The organism is Dyadobacter sp. 3J3 (assembly GCF_009801115.1).
Classification (GTDB): domain Bacteria; phylum Bacteroidota; class Bacteroidia; order Cytophagales; family Spirosomataceae; genus Dyadobacter.
In genome coordinates, this window is the sequence record NZ_VTOL01000001.1 from 568650 (window position 1) to 587759 (window position 19110).

At 41.9% G+C, this 19110-nt stretch carries 22 protein-coding genes; 16 read left to right on the plus strand and 6 right to left on the minus strand.

Annotation, left to right across the window (positions count from 1 at the left end; all coding sequences use genetic code 11):
• The first annotated feature begins 6 nt into the window (after positions 1 to 6).
• Genes FZF08_RS02480 through FZF08_RS02500 form a run of 5 tightly spaced genes read left to right on the plus strand, consistent with a single transcriptional unit; the run spans position 7 to position 3647 of the window.
• Entirely contained in the window at positions 7 to 726 is a 720-nt protein-coding gene (locus tag FZF08_RS02480) for an NRDE family protein (RefSeq protein WP_200837016.1), read from the plus strand.
• Complete coding sequence (locus tag FZF08_RS02485) at positions 713 to 1819, plus strand: hypothetical protein (RefSeq protein ID WP_159467022.1); 1107 nt, start codon at positions 713 to 715, stop codon at positions 1817 to 1819. Before FZF08_RS02480 ends, FZF08_RS02485 begins: the two co-directional genes overlap by 14 nt.
• Positions 1820 to 1822: 3 nt before the next feature.
• Positions 1823 to 2437 (plus strand): LysE family transporter, encoded by a 615-nt coding sequence (locus FZF08_RS02490; RefSeq protein ID WP_229216387.1) that lies wholly within the window; start codon positions 1823 to 1825, stop codon positions 2435 to 2437.
• A gap of 12 nt (positions 2438 to 2449) precedes the next feature.
• Positions 2450 to 2626 carry a phosphopantothenoylcysteine decarboxylase gene (locus FZF08_RS02495; protein ID WP_159467023.1) on the plus strand — a complete coding sequence of 59 codons (177 nt, stop codon included), beginning with the start codon at positions 2450 to 2452 and terminating at the stop codon, positions 2624 to 2626.
• Positions 2574 to 3647 (plus strand): alpha/beta fold hydrolase, encoded by a 1074-nt coding sequence (locus FZF08_RS02500; RefSeq protein WP_229216388.1) that lies wholly within the window; start codon positions 2574 to 2576, stop codon positions 3645 to 3647. Before FZF08_RS02495 ends, FZF08_RS02500 begins: the two co-directional genes overlap by 53 nt.
• Before the next feature lie 115 nt (positions 3648 to 3762).
• On the opposite strand, the gene FZF08_RS02505 is transcribed toward FZF08_RS02500, so the two are convergent.
• Positions 3763 to 7638, minus strand: coding sequence for a hybrid sensor histidine kinase/response regulator (locus FZF08_RS02505; protein ID WP_159467024.1), 3876 nt, complete (start codon positions 7636 to 7638; stop codon positions 3763 to 3765).
• Between the two features lie 336 nt (positions 7639 to 7974).
• On the opposite strand from FZF08_RS02505, the gene FZF08_RS02510 reads away from it, so the two are divergent.
• From FZF08_RS02510 to FZF08_RS02555, 10 genes are all read left to right on the plus strand, one after another.
• A complete protein-coding gene (locus FZF08_RS02510; RefSeq protein ID WP_159467025.1) occupies positions 7975 to 8478 on the plus strand; it encodes a hypothetical protein in 504 nt (167 codons plus the stop codon).
• 4 nt (positions 8479 to 8482) lie between these two features.
• On the plus strand, positions 8483 to 9019 hold the full coding sequence (locus tag FZF08_RS02515) for a YceI family protein (RefSeq protein WP_159467026.1): 537 nt from the start codon (positions 8483 to 8485) through the stop codon (positions 9017 to 9019).
• A 30-nt stretch (positions 9020 to 9049) separates the two neighbouring features.
• Complete coding sequence (locus FZF08_RS02520; protein ID WP_159467027.1) at positions 9050 to 9508, plus strand: YHS domain-containing (seleno)protein; 459 nt, start codon at positions 9050 to 9052, stop codon at positions 9506 to 9508.
• A gap of 28 nt (positions 9509 to 9536) precedes the next feature.
• Complete coding sequence (locus FZF08_RS02525) at positions 9537 to 9980, plus strand: YHS domain-containing (seleno)protein (protein ID WP_159467028.1); 444 nt, start codon at positions 9537 to 9539, stop codon at positions 9978 to 9980.
• Positions 9981 to 10076: 96 nt separating this feature from the next.
• Positions 10077 to 10493: a DoxX family protein gene (locus FZF08_RS02530; protein ID WP_159467029.1), complete on the plus strand. Its 417-nt coding sequence runs from the start codon at positions 10077 to 10079 to the stop codon at positions 10491 to 10493.
• 23 nt (positions 10494 to 10516) lie between these two features.
• On the plus strand, positions 10517 to 11254 hold the full coding sequence (locus FZF08_RS02535) for an outer membrane beta-barrel protein (protein WP_159467030.1): 738 nt from the start codon (positions 10517 to 10519) through the stop codon (positions 11252 to 11254).
• A 24-nt stretch (positions 11255 to 11278) separates the two neighbouring features.
• Positions 11279 to 11704 (plus strand): DM13 domain-containing protein, encoded by a 426-nt coding sequence (locus FZF08_RS02540; protein ID WP_159467031.1) that lies wholly within the window; start codon positions 11279 to 11281, stop codon positions 11702 to 11704.
• Between the two features lie 52 nt (positions 11705 to 11756).
• Complete coding sequence (locus FZF08_RS02545) at positions 11757 to 12536, plus strand: thioredoxin family protein (protein WP_159467032.1); 780 nt, start codon at positions 11757 to 11759, stop codon at positions 12534 to 12536.
• Between the two features lie 20 nt (positions 12537 to 12556).
• Positions 12557 to 13036: a peptide-methionine (R)-S-oxide reductase MsrB gene (gene msrB, locus FZF08_RS02550; RefSeq protein ID WP_159467033.1), complete on the plus strand. Its 480-nt coding sequence runs from the start codon at positions 12557 to 12559 to the stop codon at positions 13034 to 13036.
• A 326-nt stretch (positions 13037 to 13362) separates the two neighbouring features.
• Positions 13363 to 14343 (plus strand): sugar phosphate isomerase/epimerase, encoded by a 981-nt coding sequence (locus tag FZF08_RS02555; RefSeq protein ID WP_159467034.1) that lies wholly within the window; start codon positions 13363 to 13365, stop codon positions 14341 to 14343.
• A 219-nt stretch (positions 14344 to 14562) separates the two neighbouring features.
• On the opposite strand, the gene FZF08_RS02560 is transcribed toward FZF08_RS02555, so the two are convergent.
• The 5 genes from FZF08_RS02560 to FZF08_RS02580 all read right to left on the minus strand — a co-directional run bounded on the left by FZF08_RS02560 (position 14563) and on the right by FZF08_RS02580 (position 17928).
• Positions 14563 to 15540 (minus strand): amidohydrolase, encoded by a 978-nt coding sequence (locus FZF08_RS02560; protein WP_159467035.1) that lies wholly within the window; start codon positions 15538 to 15540, stop codon positions 14563 to 14565.
• A gap of 354 nt (positions 15541 to 15894) precedes the next feature.
• Positions 15895 to 16503: a TlpA disulfide reductase family protein gene (locus FZF08_RS02565; protein WP_159467036.1), complete on the minus strand. Its 609-nt coding sequence runs from the start codon at positions 16501 to 16503 to the stop codon at positions 15895 to 15897.
• 2 nt (positions 16504 to 16505) lie between these two features.
• Positions 16506 to 16901 carry a YidH family protein gene (locus FZF08_RS02570; RefSeq protein ID WP_229216389.1) on the minus strand — a complete coding sequence of 132 codons (396 nt, stop codon included), beginning with the start codon at positions 16899 to 16901 and terminating at the stop codon, positions 16506 to 16508.
• Between the two features lie 60 nt (positions 16902 to 16961).
• A complete protein-coding gene (locus tag FZF08_RS02575) occupies positions 16962 to 17411 on the minus strand; it encodes an isoprenylcysteine carboxylmethyltransferase family protein (protein ID WP_159467037.1) in 450 nt (149 codons plus the stop codon).
• Positions 17412 to 17709: 298 nt separating this feature from the next.
• Positions 17710 to 17928 (minus strand): helix-turn-helix domain-containing protein, encoded by a 219-nt coding sequence (locus tag FZF08_RS02580; protein ID WP_159467038.1) that lies wholly within the window; start codon positions 17926 to 17928, stop codon positions 17710 to 17712.
• 60 nt (positions 17929 to 17988) lie between these two features.
• On the opposite strand from FZF08_RS02580, the gene FZF08_RS02585 reads away from it, so the two are divergent.
• Positions 17989 to 18981: a PD40 domain-containing protein gene (locus FZF08_RS02585; protein ID WP_159467039.1), complete on the plus strand. Its 993-nt coding sequence runs from the start codon at positions 17989 to 17991 to the stop codon at positions 18979 to 18981.
• The last annotated feature ends 129 nt before the right edge of the window (positions 18982 to 19110 follow it).

The window sequence follows — 19110 nt, forward strand, 5'->3', positions numbered from 1 at the left end:
ATCAACATGTGCACGGTAAGTTATCTCCCATATCAGAACGGTTTTATCCTCACTTCCAGCAGGGATGAAAAGCTGGTGCGTCCAGTAGCAAGGCTCTCAGATCCAGTCATGATCCACGATCAGGAAGTAACTTTCCCAAAAGATCCACTGGGCCAGGGGACCTGGATAGCCACCTCCAAAACAAAAACTGTTTGTCTGCTCAATGGCGCATTCACTGCCCATTTACCAAAGCCTCCGTATAAACACAGCCGGGGCTTGGTGGTTTTGGATGTCTTCGACTATTTTTCAATTGGCAATTTTGCTGCAAATTATGATTTCAGTGGTTTGGAGCCTTTCACCTTACTATTAATTGAAAAGAGACGATTGTTGGTTTTACGTTGGAATGGGAAGAGGCTTTTTATGGCTGATAAGGATGCTTCGATCCCGCACATCTGGTCATCGGCTACCCTTTATGCGCCTGAAATCATCGAAAAACGGGAAGATTGGTTTAAAAAATGGCTGAATTCTCAGGACAATTTTTCATTGGAAAACATCAGAAAGTTCCATAAAACAGCCGGTGACGGTGACCTTGAAAACGCGGTCTTTATGCGCCGTGAAAATCTATATGCCACTGTTAGTCTTACCAGTGTCGTTCAGACCCGCGACCAGATGGAAATGATTTACGAAGACCTCATTCATTCAAAAATTTTCCAAAACAAACTGTCCCTGGCTTATGCGTCAAATTGAAACAGCTGAGATCGAAAGCCAGGCAACGCTGATATCTCGAACTCCGACCGTATTTAAAGTAACTAAAAACAAGCGGTTGATCCGGCTCAAAAGCTGGGAATATTGGCCATTTTCGGTGGTTTATATTCCAGTATTTGTCTACTGGTTTTGGCTCTCGATCAAAGCACGTTCTTTCTTTTTCTTCTCCGCCTCCAATCCTTCCATTGAATCGGGGGGGATGCTGGGAGAATCCAAAATTGATATTCTGGATCTGATAGCTGATACTTACAAACCTATAACGGTTTTTATTAAACGCAATTTTGAAATACCAGCTTTTAGCGCCAAACTGATGACAGCAAATCTTGATTTTCCGGTTATTGCCAAACCCAATGCCGGTGAACGCGGCTGGCGTGTGGAAAAGATCATGGATATCAATCAGCTTCTTGCCTATCATCAGCAAAGTCCTGTCGATTACCTGATTCAGGAGTACGTAGATTATCCACTTGAATTCGGTGTTTTTTACTATCGTATGCCCGATCAATTAACTGGATACATTTCTTCTATTGTTCAAAAAGAATTTCTAAGTATTACAGGAAATGGGCACAACAATGTAGGAGAACTGATTTTGGATAATGAACGCGCGGTTTTACAATGGGATCTGCTGAAAATAAAATATGCGCATGCACTGGATATGGTTTTGGCAAAAGGCAAAAAAATGACACTCGTTTCCATTGGTAATCATTGTCTGGGCACCAAGTTTCTCAATGCAAACCATTTGATCACACCAGAACTAACGGCGATTTTTGATCAGATCAGTACCAGCATCAACGGGTTTTACTACGGACGTTATGATCTCCGATGCAGTAACCTGACCGACTTTTACCAAGGCAAAAACATTAAAATTATGGAGCTCAATGGAGCTGGCGCCGAGCCTGCACATATTTACGATCCTGGATTTTCGATCTGGGAAGGCTGGAAAGTATTGTTGTTTCACTGGCATATACTTTTCAAAATCAGCGTGCAAAATCATAAAAACGGTGTTCCCTACATGAAGCTAGCCGAGGCAAGGTCCATTTTAAAACGCATCAACGAAAACAAACAAAAAAACCGGTAAGCCATGACATCACTATCACTTAACTTCCTTACCGGACTGATCGTCAGCTTTTTGGGTACACTTCCGCTGGGTATTCTCAACGTGACCATCATGGATGTATCCCTAAAAAAAGGAATGAATGCAGCACTTCGCTTTGCTTTGGCATGTGCTTTGGTAGAGCTGGTTTACAGTTATATCTCCGTTCAGCTTACCAGATCGCTCATAGAATTTCCGGCGCTCAAACCCATTACGGAAGTAATTGCTGCCATCACATTGCTGACGATGGGCATTTATTATATCCGTAAGCAGGACGCACTCGTTGCAAGCAAACAAAAAGCAGTTTCATCCTTCTATCTGGGCTCAATTTTAAGTATACTCAATGTAGTCGCATTTCCCTTTTGGATTCTTTACACGACACTTTTAGAAAGTAAAGGAATCGTAGGCCTTTCACAACAGCCGCTGATTGTCATTTATGTTTTAGGGATTTCGCTGGGAACTATCGCAGGCCTGCTTCCTTTCGCATACGCCAGCCGGTTTTTTACCCGCATTATAGCCAGGCATCAGCATCAAATGGATCGGATGATTGGTTGTCTTTTTATTTTCCTTTCGGCATGTCAGTTTATTTCCTTAGTCATTTAAACCAAAGATCTCATGTCTCAAAAAAATAATCCTGATACATTCGAGGATTTGAAGATACTGATTAGCGCAGGAGCAGCCCGGGAAGCCATTGATCCTGTCCGGTTTATCAGTAATCATTCCATACGTGAAATGGATTATGCTATCGTCGAAAAATTCTTTACAAAACCAGGGTACCGGATTTGGCCATGATACCAACCAGATTACCATGATAAACCGCGGTGGGCCGATTAAAAAATTTCGGATTGAAGCACAAAACCGAAGTAGCCAGGGACATCGTGAACAGCATAACTCTTATGATTGCCAGACATTTCAAAATGAATATCTCTGCTGTTTTATGAAAAACAAATTCAACATCACAAAATCCCGGTTTGACAGATGTCTTGCTGTCTTTTGCTTACTTTTGACGCCCGTCTTTTTCAGCCAGTGCATGTCTTTCCGAAAAACCGATCAGGAGATCACGGCATACTTTGAAAATTCGCCTGTAAAACCCTCATTTGGTTTTGCAAATGTAGGTAGCAGAAAAATTCATTATGCGGAAATCGGATCAGATACACTGCCGCTGGTGGTTTTTGTTCACGGCTCCCCCGGCTCCTGGACAGCATTCATCGATTTTTTTAAAGATTCAATTTTGTACAGACACGCTCATCTGGTATCTGTTGACAGGCTTGGTTTTGGAAAATCCGGATTGGGAAAAGTGGAAAGTTCTATGCAAAAACAGGCTGAGGCGATTGTTGCGGTAATAACCGCTGCCGCGCCCGGCTCCCGGGCCTTATTGGTAGGGCATTCACTGGGCGGGCCTGTTATTGCCAGGGCAGCCATGGATTATCCCAGTCAGATAAGCGGCTTGATTTTGGTGGCTGGCTCAATCGATCCAAACCTTGAAAAGAAAGAATGGTTTCGCCCGATACTAGGCTCTTTTCCTTTCAGACAACTATTACCAGTTGATCTGGATGTAAGCAATCGCGAAATCCGGCCATTAAAAGGTGAGTTGACCAAAATGCTGCCGCTATGGTCGAACATCCGTATGCCCGTGACAGTGATCCAGGGTGAAGTGGATGACCTGGTTCCACCTGGAAACGCCGATTTTGCCAAACGAATGCTTGTAAACGCTAATGTGACTGTGCAGATGATTCCGGAAATGAATCATTTTATTCCCTGGCGACGGCCGGATTTGATAAGAAAGGCAATTTTGACGCAGTTGGCCAAGTAAGCAAATCAAATTCATGCCCAAACACCCTGACTATTTACAAAATTTGACTTCATTACATTATAACTAAATTGGCATCATTATTAAAAAATAACAATACATATTACAGCAGTTTAAATTATTTGGCCAACACCATGCAACTAACCAAATACTCCCTAATCCTCCCCATATTAAATTCCCCGGCCCATTTTCTTACCTGCCTCACAAAAGCAATAGTATCAGGATAATCCCGTTCTATCTCATTCAATGTATCCAGAATTCCCTGAATGTCCCCTTTCATTGCATTTTCCATCAATATTTCAAGTTCCTTTCCGGGAGGCAATTGATCGTTCATATCCGGGTTACCGGCAATTTCTGATACGGTTTGTAACTGATTTTCTGTGGCAAACGTCCATTGCAGATTCAGTTGCCGCGCAACCACTGACAACAATGCTGTTATATTAACCGGCTTTGGTACAAAATCATCAAATCCTCCATCCAGACTTCGTTTTTGATTGCGCTCAAATACGTTTGCTGAAAAGGCGATCATTTTCGTATTAGCCAGCGCAGGATTCTTTTTCATCTCCGTTACGGCCTCAAAGCCGTTCAAACGCGGCATCACAAGATCCATAATCACCAGGTCGGGAACCATTGAACTGGCCAGTTTAACAGCTTCTTGTCCGTCGGATGCTTCCAGAATAAGGAAGCCTAAAGATAAAAACAACTCATGCACGACCAGCCGGTTTTCAGCATGGTCATCCACAATGAGCATAGTCTTTCTATCACCTAAATAACCTGTTATATCCCGGTCTGAAAACCTGGGGGCCATTTCACCAACCGCTTCACTGAGCGTCAGGATCAATGAGAACACACTACCTTTTCCTATTTCACTTCGCACATCAAGTTTTCCGTCCATAAGTCCAACCAGGTTACTGGCAATCGCAAGTCCCAGGCCTGTGCCTTCCGAAAACAGCCTGCGGTCTTTGATCTGATGAAAAGGAAGAAATATTTCGTCTAAAAATTCTTTTGAAATACCGATTCCGGTATCTTTTACTTCAAATTTTATTTCAAAAAAACCTGTTTGCAAGGCGTTGCTGCTGACGTGAAAAGTCACACTACCCTTTTCGGTAAACTTCACGGCATTACCCAGCAAATTGGTCAATACCTGCATAATACGCTTCTCGTCACCGATTACGAGCGCAGGTATTTGTTTGTCGATAATCATTTCAAATGCCAAATCTTTTTCCTCTGCCCTGCCCTGAAAAAGATTTGCTATATCATTTAATAAACCCGGCAGACTGAAAACGGTATTTTCCATTTCCAGCTTTTGCGCCTCGATTTTCGAAATATCCAGAACCTCGTTGATCAGATTCAGTAAATGCTCGCCACTTTTCCGGATGATGTTCAAGCCTTTATCCTGGCTTTGTGTTAGCGCAGGCTCTCTTTGTAAAACTTGTGCAAAACCCAGTATCCCGTTCAAGGGTGTTCTTAATTCATGGCTCATATTGGCGAGGAATTCGCTTTTGGCATGGTTTGCTTTTTCAGCGGCATCTTTGGCCAGTTGCAGGCGCGCAGCCTGCTCCACAAGTTCCTCTTTTTGCAAAACTACCTCGGCCGTCCGGCTGTCAACCAAATTTTCCAGTTTGGCCTTTTCATTGTTCAACCTACGGGTATACAGCCATATCGCCAGAGAAATAATCAAAAAAGCTGATACGGCATACAACAGATAGGCCCACCAGGTACGGAACCAGGGATCCTGAATATCAAATGCGAAACTACTTTCCCGGCTCAGTTCCCGATAAGGATTCCTGGCCATTACATGAAATACATAGTGACCGGCGGGCAGGTTGGTATAATCCTTCCAGCTTTCCTTCGACCAGCGCGACCATTCCAGATCGGTCGCCATCACGCCATTTCCGATCAGTTTGTAACGGAATTCATTACCCGTTTCACCCACATAACTCGTAGCCGCAAAACGAAAGGAAAGATCTCTCAAATTGTACGATAACGGCTTACTCAAAACCGTATCTTGTCTTAGGTCTTTACCCGAAATATTCAACAATGAATCATTTAACAAAAGACGAACCTCCCTGATCAGAACCGGATAAGAGGGGTGCATGGCCATTTGAATACCATCATATCGATACAACCCTTCGTCATTTCCAACCCATACGATACCCGTTTTTTCCGGATAAATACAATAACCTTTCCGCTGGATCGGCATCAGGCTAAGGCTGTCCCATTCCGTATTACCATTTGGCAATTGTCGCAAAATACCAAGTGGATTTGCAAACCACCAGTTGCGGGCGCTATCCTCTACAAAATACGGAGCACTGTTGATAGAATCACGAAGCAGGTTTTGAAAAACAGGTATTTCTTCAAATTCCCCTTTTTGGCGGTCAAATGCATATACGTGATTTTTGGAGGTAAATCTTGGTTCCCCGGCCGTTGGAAAAACATAATTCCAGGAAAGCTCATTGAGCCCTGCCCCAACGTGTACTGAGGATGGCCCTTTCACTGGTTGTTCCTGACCGGGTATATGGTTTAAATCAATTTTAAAAAAGCCGCTTTTATTGGTACCAGCCCAGATCTTTCCGTCCACATCCTCCGCCAACGAGCGACAATCTGCATTCAGCCCCTGGATCCTACCCATTTCTTTCCATGAATTACCAGAAATCCTGTATAAAAATACTCCATTGGAAAGAGCGGCAAGCAAATATCCGGGACGCAGTTTGGATTTCAATAACGCATATACAGATTCACCACCCGTAGATAATACCTGAACGACATGATCATTCCGTATCCGGAAAATATTTTCAGATGTACCCGCATACAGGTCCGTGCCATCGGAAAGCAGAGTCCGGCAGGCCGAGCGAATAAATGGAAGCGGTTCAAACAATTCTCTTGACGCACTCCACCCCAGTAAACCAATTCCCGTCCCGACATACAATTTTCCGCCGTGACGGGCAATGCTCCAAACCGTAGAATTAATATTTTGGCTTGTGCCGAAACGGCTTACCGGCAAATTATAGCCGATCTGGCAGATTCCGCTGCCGGTCATTGCCCAGAGTGAAAGCTGTTTGTCCAGATACAACGAAGCAATGCTGTTCTGGTTAAATCCTGTTGATCCATCCAGCTGCATTTGTTCTGCACCAGATTGATTCAATATCCTGATACCTCCAAACTGACTTGCAATGAAATACTGATATGATTTTTCCTCCTTATTGAAAGAACAAATGGCACTGGTAATGGCTGAACTTTTAAGCCAAGGATCAGCTGATGTTTTGAAAGGAATCAATTTTGCCGCGACGCCGGAAGGCGAATAAACAAACATTCCATTCTTTTCAGTTACTGCAAGCAGCTTTTTGTCAGTAAATTCGAGCAGCGCCTGTATTTTCAGGTTGACAAACTGGCCGCTATTGGCTGCGGGTTTCAGTTCATCCGAAACCAGATGAAGTAGTTGACCGGAAATTTCCTGTACGTATAAAATATTACGGACGAAATTGGCCGTCAAAAATTTGTTTTTAGCAGTCCAAATCCTAAATTTTTTGTCATTGAAGCGATAGATCTTTTTTGAAGTACAAAAATAAATACCTGTTGAGTCACTAAACAGGCGGTTAACGGGTAAAATAGTTCGTTCGGCCTTAGGCAACTTTTTGCTGAGCGATTTGTACTCCACTTGTCCACCGGGTTTTGGAAGCAGATAGCCAAAATCCGTTGAGGTTCCCACATAGACAAGGCCGTCCTTTCCAACAATCAATGATTTAACAGCAGCACCCGGCACCTCGATCAGTTTCCAGGTGCTGCCGTCATATTCCAATACGCCGCTTTGATTTCCCACATAAAGAACCCCGCGCCGATCTTGAATGATCGTCCAGTTTTCAGGATGTGCCTGATACATTTTGGGGCTAAAATGCTGAATAAGCGGTGTGCCGACGCCCTGCGCAATTACAACGACCGTAAAACCTCCTATCATGCCGAGGCAAAGTAAAAGGAGTTCTGCAAATCTTCTCATGTATTCTACCTGATAACGAACTGATGTTCAATGTACGGAAAAAGTATTCAACTTCTGTTCCTTGACTATTCCTGTTTTATATTAAAGCCATTATGGCCCTTCAAAGCACACAATCGAACTTTCCCCCTCCGCCACACTTTTAATCGCCTGGAATATCTTCCGAAAACTCCGAAAGATTACGAAATATCGAAAATGGTCTGGTTTGGCACACACCCAAAAAAAGACTCATAATACCAAAAGGACATAACAGAGGCGCTTTTCTGGTGATCCATTGTTGATGGCATATCCTTTGAATGTAAATACCCTAAACGAAAGTAAAAAACAACCTTTTAAGCTATGAAATTACAAGATGTTTCCATAGAAATCCTAAGTCAGCTCGCACAGATGACCCAGCAGTTTTCTCAGGAAGAGTATACCAGGCCACTGGACCTGCTTTCAAACAATTCCGTCGGGCGTCATTTACGGCACATTCTCGAATTTTATGATCTCGCGGCCAGGGCTGCGACATCAGGCAAGCTCAACTATGACAAGCGTGAACGTAACCTTGCTCTCGAAAATAGTCCACGGGAGGCCGTGTCCAAAATGAAAGAACTGATTGCTTTAATACGCATAACGAAGGATGATATGGTATTGAAACTGGAAGCTTCCTATTCTTCGGACGAAAGAAATGATGTCAAGATCACGACAACTTTTTACCGGGAGCTGCTTTACAATGTGGAACATGCCGTACACCACATGGCCATCATCGCTATTGCGGTAAAAGTTGATTTCAAACACATCAGGTTATCTGAAAATTTCGGAATTGCCTATTCGACCGTAAAACATCAACAAACAGCCTGACAATATGAGGAAAATACTATTTGCCTTTTGCCTGCTAATATCCCCGTTTTCAAAAGCCCAGAACTGGACGGTGCAGTCTGCAAAAATATCTTTTCAGGCGAGCATGTTTGGTGCTGATGTGAATGGAACTTTCAACGGATTTAAAGGAACTATCATTTTTGATCCTGCTAATCCAGGGGCTGCTAACATTGCCGGGACCGTAGAAACAGCCACGATATCGACCAATAACAACCTCAGGGATAGGCATCTTAAAGAAAAAGATCAGTTTTTTGAGATTACCAAATATCCGAGGATTGGCATGAAATCGACCAAAATTGAAAAATCATCGAACGGATATTCCGGAACATTTGATCTGACCTTAAAATCCGTAACCAAAATGGTACAGATACCATTCACTTTCACGAAAACCGGCGCAAATGCAATTATGAAAGGAAATGCAGAAATCAACCGGAAAGACTGGAAATTCGGTGGCAACACACTCGGTATGTCCGATAAGGTCATACTAAACTTTGAGCTAAATTTATCCGGACCCACTCTCTGAAAACCAATCATTCAACAAAACTCCATTACCATGTATAAGCTTCCTATCATTCTACTTTTAATAGTACTTGCAACTACGGTTTTTGCACAGGATCTGACTAAAAAACAGGGCAATATTTCAAAATCCGGGCTGGCGATCGAAGGCTACGATCCGGTTGCCTATATGACTTCCAATAAAGCACTCGAAGGGAAAAAAGAATTTAGCGTTTCCGATGCCGGTGTTACTTACTATTTCAGTTCTGCTCAAAATCGTGATCTTTTTAAAGCTGATCCTTCTAAATACAAGCCTCAATATGGGGGCTGGTGTGCTTATGCCATGGGAGAAAGCGGAGAAAAAGTGGAGGTTGATCCGGAAACGTTTAAAGTTGTCAATGGCAAACTTTATCTTTTTTACAACAAATACTTTAACAATACACTGAAAACCTGGAACAAAGACGAGGCAAATCTAAAAAAGAAAGCAGACGCCAACTGGGCCAGATTCACCAAATAGCAAACCCATTTTATCCTCAATGACAATCATGAGACAATCACTTTTATTACCGTTGTTATTACTTTTTGCGTTCGTTCGTGTGCAAGCGCAAAAGTCTGAAATATTTGAAAAAGACGGTATGGCTATCAAAGGCTACGACGTAGTCGCATTCCATACAGAAGCAAAAGCGATTATAGGCAAGGAGCAATTCAACTACCGCTGGAAAGAAACCAACTGGTTGTTTGAAAATCAGGCTAACCTGGAAATGTTTAAAAAAGAACCTGAAAAATACGCCCCGCAATATGGCGGCTATTGTGCATACGGAACAGCGGAAGGACATAAAGCACCCACAGAAACCGATACCTGGACTGTAAAAGACAACAAGCTCTATTTTAATTATAACAAAAAAGTACAAGAAAGATGGAATAAGGACATCCCCGGGTATATCGTGAAAGCAGATAAAAACTGGGTTGAAATTAAGGATAAACCATAAAGAGCTTTTAGCAATTATCTGTTGGCTATTAGCCTTCGATGGTAGGTAAACAAAGTTTGGCAAACAATAATAATTCAATTTAGACCTAAACGAAACATGAATACAAAACCTAATAAAATCGTTTTCTGGATCCTGCGTATAGTGCCGGCAGTGATCTTGCTTCAAACTTTGTTTTTCAAATTTTCGGCCGCGCCCGAGTCGGTTTATATATTCTCAACCTTAGGCATAGAGCCCTGGGGGCGGATCGGCTCCGGTATCGTTGAATTAATCGCAGCCGTGCTTATTCTTATTCCGGCATTGACCGGGGTCGGTGCACTTATCGCGCTCGGCGTCATATCTGGTGCTATTTTCTCTCACCTTACTGTGCTCGGGATAGAAGTCCAGGGCGACGGCGGACAGCTGTTTATTTATGCTTTGATTGTTTTTATCAGCTGTGTATTACTGGTATTTTTTGAAAAAGACCGTTTATTATCATTGCTTAAAAACAGATTTCCAGACGGGCTCAAAAGTTAAGTACATTCTTACTAATCAAGAAAATGAAAGACAAAATTATCATTTTTTGCTGTCTGCTCCTTGTCTCTATGACCGGGCAGGCGCAGCAGATGCTACCTGCAAAGACCAACCAGTTGGTGGACATTGCCGGAACCATTGGCAACTCGCAAGGGTCTGGCGCTTTATCATATGTTTATAACTGGCGAATCGGAAAAAAAAGAAAAATTGAAATTGGTCTGGGAGCAAGGTTAACGAGTGTGGCAGGTACAAAACTTCTCTATACCACCGCAGGCCCGGCAAAGCTAACGCGCTCTTTCACAACACCATTCATCATTTTTTTTGCAGGACAAAAAACAGAAAACTGGGATACGTTAACGGTTCAGCGTCCATTTGTAAATGCGCTCAATACAACCATTAACCTGGGTTATCATTTCAGTCCAAAATTCAGCGCAGGGTTTAACATCGATCTGATTGGCGTTACGTTCGGGCAAAAATCATCGTCTGTTTTTAAAAGCAATGGTGAAACCAGCACAGACAATGCCTCGAAACCAACGGCTTTCAATCTGCTGCTTACGGGTGACCACGATAAAGGTTCATTGAATTCAGAGTTTTTTCTCAAATACAATTTCAATGAAAAATGGGGTTTACGGGCTATTTATCAATTTTTGTTCTCGGAGTATACTACCGGAAATGTGAGACAGACGACTTCGGACGGCACGGTGATTAACCGGTTCAGGAACAAGGCCAATAACTTTGGAATCGGAGTCTCTTACCAGTTTTAACCTAATAACTTAAAATTTTAACTGATGAAAAATCTAATTTTTGCGTTGTTATTTGGAACACTTTTCGCCGGATGCAGCAGAGAAGAAAATACACCTGTTACGCCACTTCTTGAAAAAGTTGACAGCCTGGCAGTAATCAGTCAAAAAGGAATGCTGATGGGAGTTGGTGGCGAATCTGTTTCAGGTACTGCCAAAATCATCAACAGCAATGGGCAGTACAGCCTTATTCTTGATAATTTCAAAACCAACAACGGCCCGGATCTGCATGTTTATTTATCAAAAGAAGCTGCCCCAAAAGATTTTATAGACCTGGGATCCTTAAAATCTATCAGCGGGACGCAGATTTATCCGATAGCGGGAAATCCTGATTTCACCAAATACAAATATGCACTGATACATTGCCAACAATTTAACCACTTGTTCGGATCCGCTCTATTGGAAAATGAGTGAGGTATAATAATTGCTGTTTATTAAAGTCTTTTTCAAAATAAAAAACCATCACATGAAAACACTTACGATTTCTGTGTTCATACTGACAGTCAGCATACTGATCGTCGCATTTCGCCAACCGGATACATCGGCTTACACTAAAACCGAAAAGACTTATCCTGGCTTTGCAGTACTGGAGTTGTTTACATCAGAAGGCTGTTCAAGTTGCCCTTCAGCAGACGCACTGGTGGGGAAAATCCAAAAAGAATATAAAGACAAGCCTGTCTATATCCTGTCATTTCACGTCGATTACTGGAACAGGTTGGGATGGAGGGATGTATTCAGCGATCCTGCTTTTACAAAAAGGCAGCAACAGTATGCCAGCATAATGAAACTTCCTTCGGTTTATACACCGCAAGCTATCGTTGATGGTAATACAGAATTCGTTGGCTCTCAGGAAGCCACCATGCGTAAAGCAATAGCAGAAGGGCTTAACTCAAATACTACTACACAAATAGTATTTGAAAATATAAAAGCCGGTAAAGAGCAGATCAGTCTCGATTACCATATTGATGGAGATTTATCTAATGCATCGCTGGTATTGGCACTGGTCCAAAAAACAGCCGAGAGTAAAGTCAGAGCCGGAGAAAATGCCGGGCGAATTTTGTCACACGTTCAAATTGCACGAAGGATCCAAAACATAGTCATTAACGAAAAAAATACAGGAAAGGCCTTCATCAACGTCCCGGACAATTTAAAAAACATCGATTTGGAAGTGATTGGCTTTTTGCAAAATACTGAAAATGGTAAGATAACTGCAGCAAACCGGGCTGCATTAATACAAAAGATTTAAACCACTAAACATTTAATACAATGAACACCTTAAAACAATATTTCTTTCTAATCGTATTTTGCTTAGCAGCAACATACATTCAAGCTCAATCGAACACAAAAAGTGCATATCCAATCTCCAAAACGGACGTGGAGTGGCAGACACAATTATCGAAAGAGGCCTATGCAGTCATGGTCAAAAAAGGTACGGAACAGCCTTATAAAAATCCGTATTGGGATAACCATAAAAAGGGTTTTTACGTAAGTGCAGCCACCGGCGACACACTTTTCACATCGGATACCAAGTTCGAATCCGGCACGGGCTGGCCAAGTTTTTACAAACCCTACAATGAAAAAGCGGTAAAGGTTATTACAGACAGATCGCTGGGCATGGTACGCGATGAGGTGGTAGAAAGCAAAACCGGATTACATTTGGGTCACGTTTTTGATGATGGTCCAAGGCCTACCGGAAAACGTTATTGCATGAATTCTTATGCTTTGAAATTTGTGCCGGCAAAGTAATTCCCGTAATCAAATTCAGTTGTTGTTAGAACAAATTAATTCCGTAAGTCCAATCTAGACGTGTTGTTTTTGGTCCTAGAAATCTAATGCTTAAAGCCTGTATTTCTGGATTTCTCTACCTGCGCCAAACCGTTTTACAAAATTTCTTTCAATCTAAAATCTAGCAATTCAGGCTTTACGTCAGGAGTATCAAAAATTATAACCGTAAATACGTACGAAGACGAAACAATATTTTTTATATTTCACAAATGACCGTAGTTTTTGAAATATAAAAAAATATCAAAAGCCACGCTTTTTATCATATTAACACTAACTCACCTTTTCTTATGGACAATTCTACGGCTCTTGAAACCTCGGGTTCAAGAAGGGAGTGGCTAAAAAAATCATCGTTGATCGGGTCTGCATTGCTTACCGGTTCATTTGCTCATGCAACAGAGCCAGTCAACAAACCAGCTGCTGTTAGCAGGCGGCTGCCTATTGCCGTGTCAACTTATTCGTACTGGCCTTTGCAGGGTGCTAAATATCCGATCAAAAATGTGATCGAGGATGCCGCGCGCCTCGGTTTTGACGGTGTCGAGATCCTGCACCGATCGATGGAAGAAGAAACGGTTGCCTACCAGAACAAATTAAAACGCCTCGCTTTCGACAATGGTATGACGCTGCCGCTGCTCTCCATTCACCAAAACTTCCTGCAACCGGAGGCAGCCAAACGCAAGACTGATATTGAACATACTTTTAAATGCATCAACATGGCCGTACAAATGGGCATTCCCTGCGTGCGTATGAACACGGGCTCATGGGGAACAGTCAAAAATAAGCGACAGGGCGATTATTATACTCATGGCATTGAACCGCCTATTGAAGGATACACGGACGAAGACGGCATCAAATGGACAATTGACGGGATGGGCGAATGTCTTCAATATGCTGAAAAAGCCGGTGTCGTGCTGGCACTTGAAAATCACTGGGGACTTTCCTCCAACATCGAATATCTGATGCGGATGTACAATGCCCTGAAAAGCTCGCCTTCCATGGGACTAAATGTTGACACGGGGAATTTTGTAGGAGAACCTTATGCCGGACTTGAAAAACTGGCACCTTATGCAACCATCGTACAAGCTAAGACCTATTATGGAGGAGGTACTTTCTATGACAAAGAAATGGATTATGAACGCATCGGCAAGATTTTCCAAAAAGCCAATTACAAAGGTTTCGTCTCCCTGGAAATGGAAGGAAAAGAAGATCCTAAAACTTCGGTGCCTAAAAGTCTGGAACTGCTGAGGAAGGCGTTTACGTTTGTGGATTAATTTATCCTGGGATTCTCGTTGTAAAAAAGCTACTTACACATGTCAGTCTTAACAAATGTTCACCACAGCGCTGTCCATCCGTTAAGACCGACATGTTAGGTACACTCGCGCGAAATTCATAGCCATTGAAAAAATACATACTTTTCAATCGTCATTTAAAAATCAGTTACGGGCCGACCATTAATCTTTCAATCTATTTTCTGAATAGAAAGGCAATGCTTAGTTTTTATAAGGTTTTTCCGGCTGCCCATCCTCACGTTTCTCCCACCCATAAACTGTAACAGAATTCTTCCAAAAATACTTTTCGGCAACAGTATGCCCCTTTCCCTTAAAGTATGACTGAACCAGTTTAAGTCCATCTTCAAATGGCAGCCATTGGTCGCTATTGGGCCAGTCGCTGCCGTATAGTAAGCGGTTTTCACCGAAGATTCCGTATATATTGTCCAAACGTGCACGGTAAAAATCGAGTAAAGTTGGGATTTGTCCGTTCTCACGGCGCAAAACCTCTGAGATTTTGACATACACTTTTGGCCGCTGCCCTATTTCCTGCAGATCAGCTTGACATGACTTATAAACTGTTTTATCCTCAGGAATGGCCATTTGCGGCAAATGATCGATCACAACCTTTAAATCGGGCACCTTGTCTGTCAATTTCACAATTGCAGAAAGTAGCGCAGGATTCGGGTTTGCAGTGTCCAGCACCATCCCCGCACCTGCAAGGGATTTAAGATCCGAGATAAATCCGGCATTTTCCAGCCGGGCGCCAATGTCATGTCCCCAAAGGTTTCCATAACGTATGCCACGAAAGAGCGGATACGCTTGAAAACGCTCTAGCTGTTTCCCAAAATCCGGCTTACCGGGTTCAAGGTTACCGATGACGCCAACAATAATTTTATCACGTGCGGCGATGTCCAGAACCCACCGGTTGTCCTCGAGCCAGGAACTGGCTTCAACAGCAATTGCACCTTTAATTCCCAACCGTCCTGCAATGCTCCGGTAACGCTCCGGAAGTGCCGGTTTATAAAGAATTTTATCACTTTTCTCAGGCCAGGGCACGCCCTGAGAACGGTTCGTATCGAAAAGGTGTATGTGGGTGTCGATAATGGGAATTGAAGCATCCAGCTCGCCGCTAATCGCCGGAAGCTCAGTCGCAAGGGAAACACCGGCTGTTAAAGCAAGAAAACTTCTTCGGTTCATAGTTGGCAAATTTCAGGGCGGTCATAGCATGATCCAATCTTAATCAGGTTGGCATCCGGTGTTATATCAGGTAAAAAAGACTTTTAGTCCCAGTTTACTTGTCCCGAGGTAAAAATTTAGTCAATTTCACAATCCGCTGATCTCTACGCGTATTGCCGTATCTTACAACTGGTGACAATTCTAAACAAAAACCAACTGTTTTATGGAAGACTTTGCGTGACGGCAATAAATCATTTACAATACAAATTTCGGAAGCGCCAAGCCGACTATTGTTGAAATTTGTCACTTACCATAAAATTATTTGTTGTTTTCAAATTCAACGGCCAACTTTGCTGAGAAGTTTAGATAAGTACCTTATAATCCCTTTGTAGGGCCAGATATATTTTGCAGAAAATCCGTAAATTCCGTATTCGCATAGTCTGCCGCTCCTTCATGATGGAAAACGATTTTCCCCGACTTGTCAATCACAAGTGTCGCCGGAATTGTTCCGGTCATAAAAATATGTGGAATATTGCCTGACGGAGCCAGTACATCGAATTGATAATGATATTTTTGCTTGAATCGACTGGATTTGGCAAAATCTCCATCCACATCAACCATCAGAAAGACAACATCTTCATTTTGCTTGAATTTTGCAGTAAGTGTTTGGATCGAAAGCATTTCAGCAAGGCATGGAGGACACCAGGTTGCCCAGAAATTGATAAAAACCACTTTACCACGGTACATATTCAGGTCGAACAATTTCCCAGTTTCATCCTGCAACACCAACGGAGGCAATTCATTTTTTGACTCTGTATCATCTCCATTGTCTGCCTCTGTATCCAGATTTGGCTGAAAAAGACCAATAGTCATCAGGCGCTGAATGGCCCATGCCTTTACTTCCGGCTTGATCACCATCGCCACCATAAAAACCAGTATGAGACCTGTGACAATATTGGAAATTGAAAACCATTGTTTTTTCATGATCAGATACTTTTTACTAAATATAAAATCAACAACAAACTGACCAGAAAAATCGCCGCCGTCATGACTTTGATCAAAACTGTTGAGTGATAATATTGTCCAATTTCGAGTTGTTTTTTGGTATTGATGTATCGGATGTATGAAAAAAGTATCGTAACTGCTCCCAAACCAACCAATAAAATACCAATCACAGGCGAATATCCGGTTGACGGCGTTTCTGCTTTGTGACCCAGAACGGCGGTAATTTGCCTTACAAACAATGAGAACTTAACAACCACAAAACCGAAGCCCATGATTCCAATACTTGTACGTACCCAAGCCAGAAATGTTCGTTCATTGGCAAGGTGATCTCCAGGACTTTGCTTTAAATCAGGATTGGGTTTGTTTGATTTCATCATAAGACTTTCAGATAAGGATATTTGCAGCCAAACATACAAAGGACATACCATACATTACGGTCAGAAATAGGGAAAAAATCTGCCGGTACGTTTCCTGTATTCGTGATAGCCTGAATAAACCGACAAAAGCATTTTTTCTTCGTATCTGGATTTGTAGTAAAAAAGCAGCAAAAGCATGACCACCAGCATAAGCCGGGTTACACTTTCAGAAAACAAGCCGTAGCCTGTAAGACAAACAAGAATACCGGAATAAATGGGATGTCTGACATATTTGAAAAGACCCGTATTGACCAATGTTCCATTACGAACCGGTGACGGGAATGGGGTCAGACTTTTTCTGAGCTGATAAATGCTGATCAAACAAACGAGCAAACCTGCAAAGCTAAATATCAGGCCGACTAATTTAAGTTTTTTTGAAAAATGCAAAGCATAAAAGTCAGGCAGGAAGATAAACAGGCAGAACAGTACCAGCTGTACACTTACAAAAATCAGGTCTTTTTTTCGGGACATTATTGGCATAAAACCCTAATTAATTTACAAAAATTAAACTTTATCACGATTTCTTTATAGGGTTATATACCCCCATTACAGGGACGGTTAGAAATGATTCTCCGCCGCCAATCAGCCCTGGGGAAACACCAATAGATACAGACGCGCTATATGCTAAAATTTCCATTTCATTCAAGTTATTCACAAAGGTGGAAATTCGAAAATAAATGGACAGTGACGAATGTCACAGAGAGAGGGACAAAGGTTTTTATTTATTCAATCCAAACGATCATATTCCTTAAAAGTTTGATTTTCTTAACTAATCCATTTTTTGCAAAAGCCTAGAAATCACTTCCCGAGTGGTATTCAGGTCATTAGTAATTTCCTGATGTGTGATGTTAAGCTCTTTGACTTTTGCTGTTTCAAACTGGTTTTTGAGATAAAATTCCAGTCTACCATCCATGCCTTTAAAAATGACGCTATCGAGTTCCCAAGGTTCTCGATAATAAAAATTATTTATTTTACTATTATTTGTCATATAAATCCAACCTTTTATTATAAAATGTAGTCCTAATGAAACAACTCATCTCTCCTTTTAATGAAAAGACTTATCCTTCTTAGTTTAACAGCTTTTTGTTTAACCAGCTGCTGGCCCTTTTTTTCTCATACCGAGGATGGGAAGTTTCTAGAAGAAGTGGTGCGTCTGGACGAGTTCAATAGTGAATATGATGACTACAATTCCGATTTACCCTCCAACCGATCCGAATCAACCCATCTGTTATTTTCATCGAAGAGAGAGAAAAAAAATGTTTTTAATCTTGTTTCTGCCAGAGCGGATTTTAGTTATCACAAAAGACTGGAAATAAAACCTCATGAAAATGTGGTTGGGTCATATTCCTCTGATCCTTACAGCGGAGTGCAGTTCCTGGCATCCCGCGCAAATGGAAATTTCAATGTGCTTGGACCCAAGTCGGTATTATTCCCGACAGATTTTAATTACCACAGTGAAAAGAACGATCTAATGTTATTTTACGCTGATGATTCTGACGGTAATCTTGATATAAAACACTTAACCTATGGAGGAAACCCCGATCCTGAAAAATTTGACATACTTAACTCTGATAAAGATGATGCCTATCCGACCTTTTCATATCAGGGTGATAAAATCTACTTTTGTTCCAATCGCGGTGGCAATTTCGATATTTATGAAGTTACAATTCCACGAACGAGCTCAGAGCATGTTACAAGGGAAAATGTGATTCATCCCAAGGAATATAGTATAAGAAAAATGGATGAGCTATCCAGTCCTTATGAAGATAAATGTCCTTATTTACTGGAAAATACAATGGTTTTTGTTTCGGACAGACCCGGCGGAAAGGGTGGTTTTGATCTTTATACTTCCACATTAGAAAACGGAAAGTGGTCGGCACCGGTAAATGCCGGTGACCGAATAAACACACTGTATAATGAGTACCGACCCATTTTACCAACAATAAACTTTACCTATAAGCTCATGATATTTTCTTCTGACAGGCCTGGCGGCAAAGGCGGTTTTGATCTTTACATGACAGGACTGGAAAAAAACTTCTAGATTACTTTTGTTTTCACCATACCGTTTAGCTCATGGTAACAATTTTTCAGATAATTTCTCCTGACCAATGCTCAGACAGATTTACGTTCAATCATAAACAAACATAAGGCATATTCAACAATTGATCTC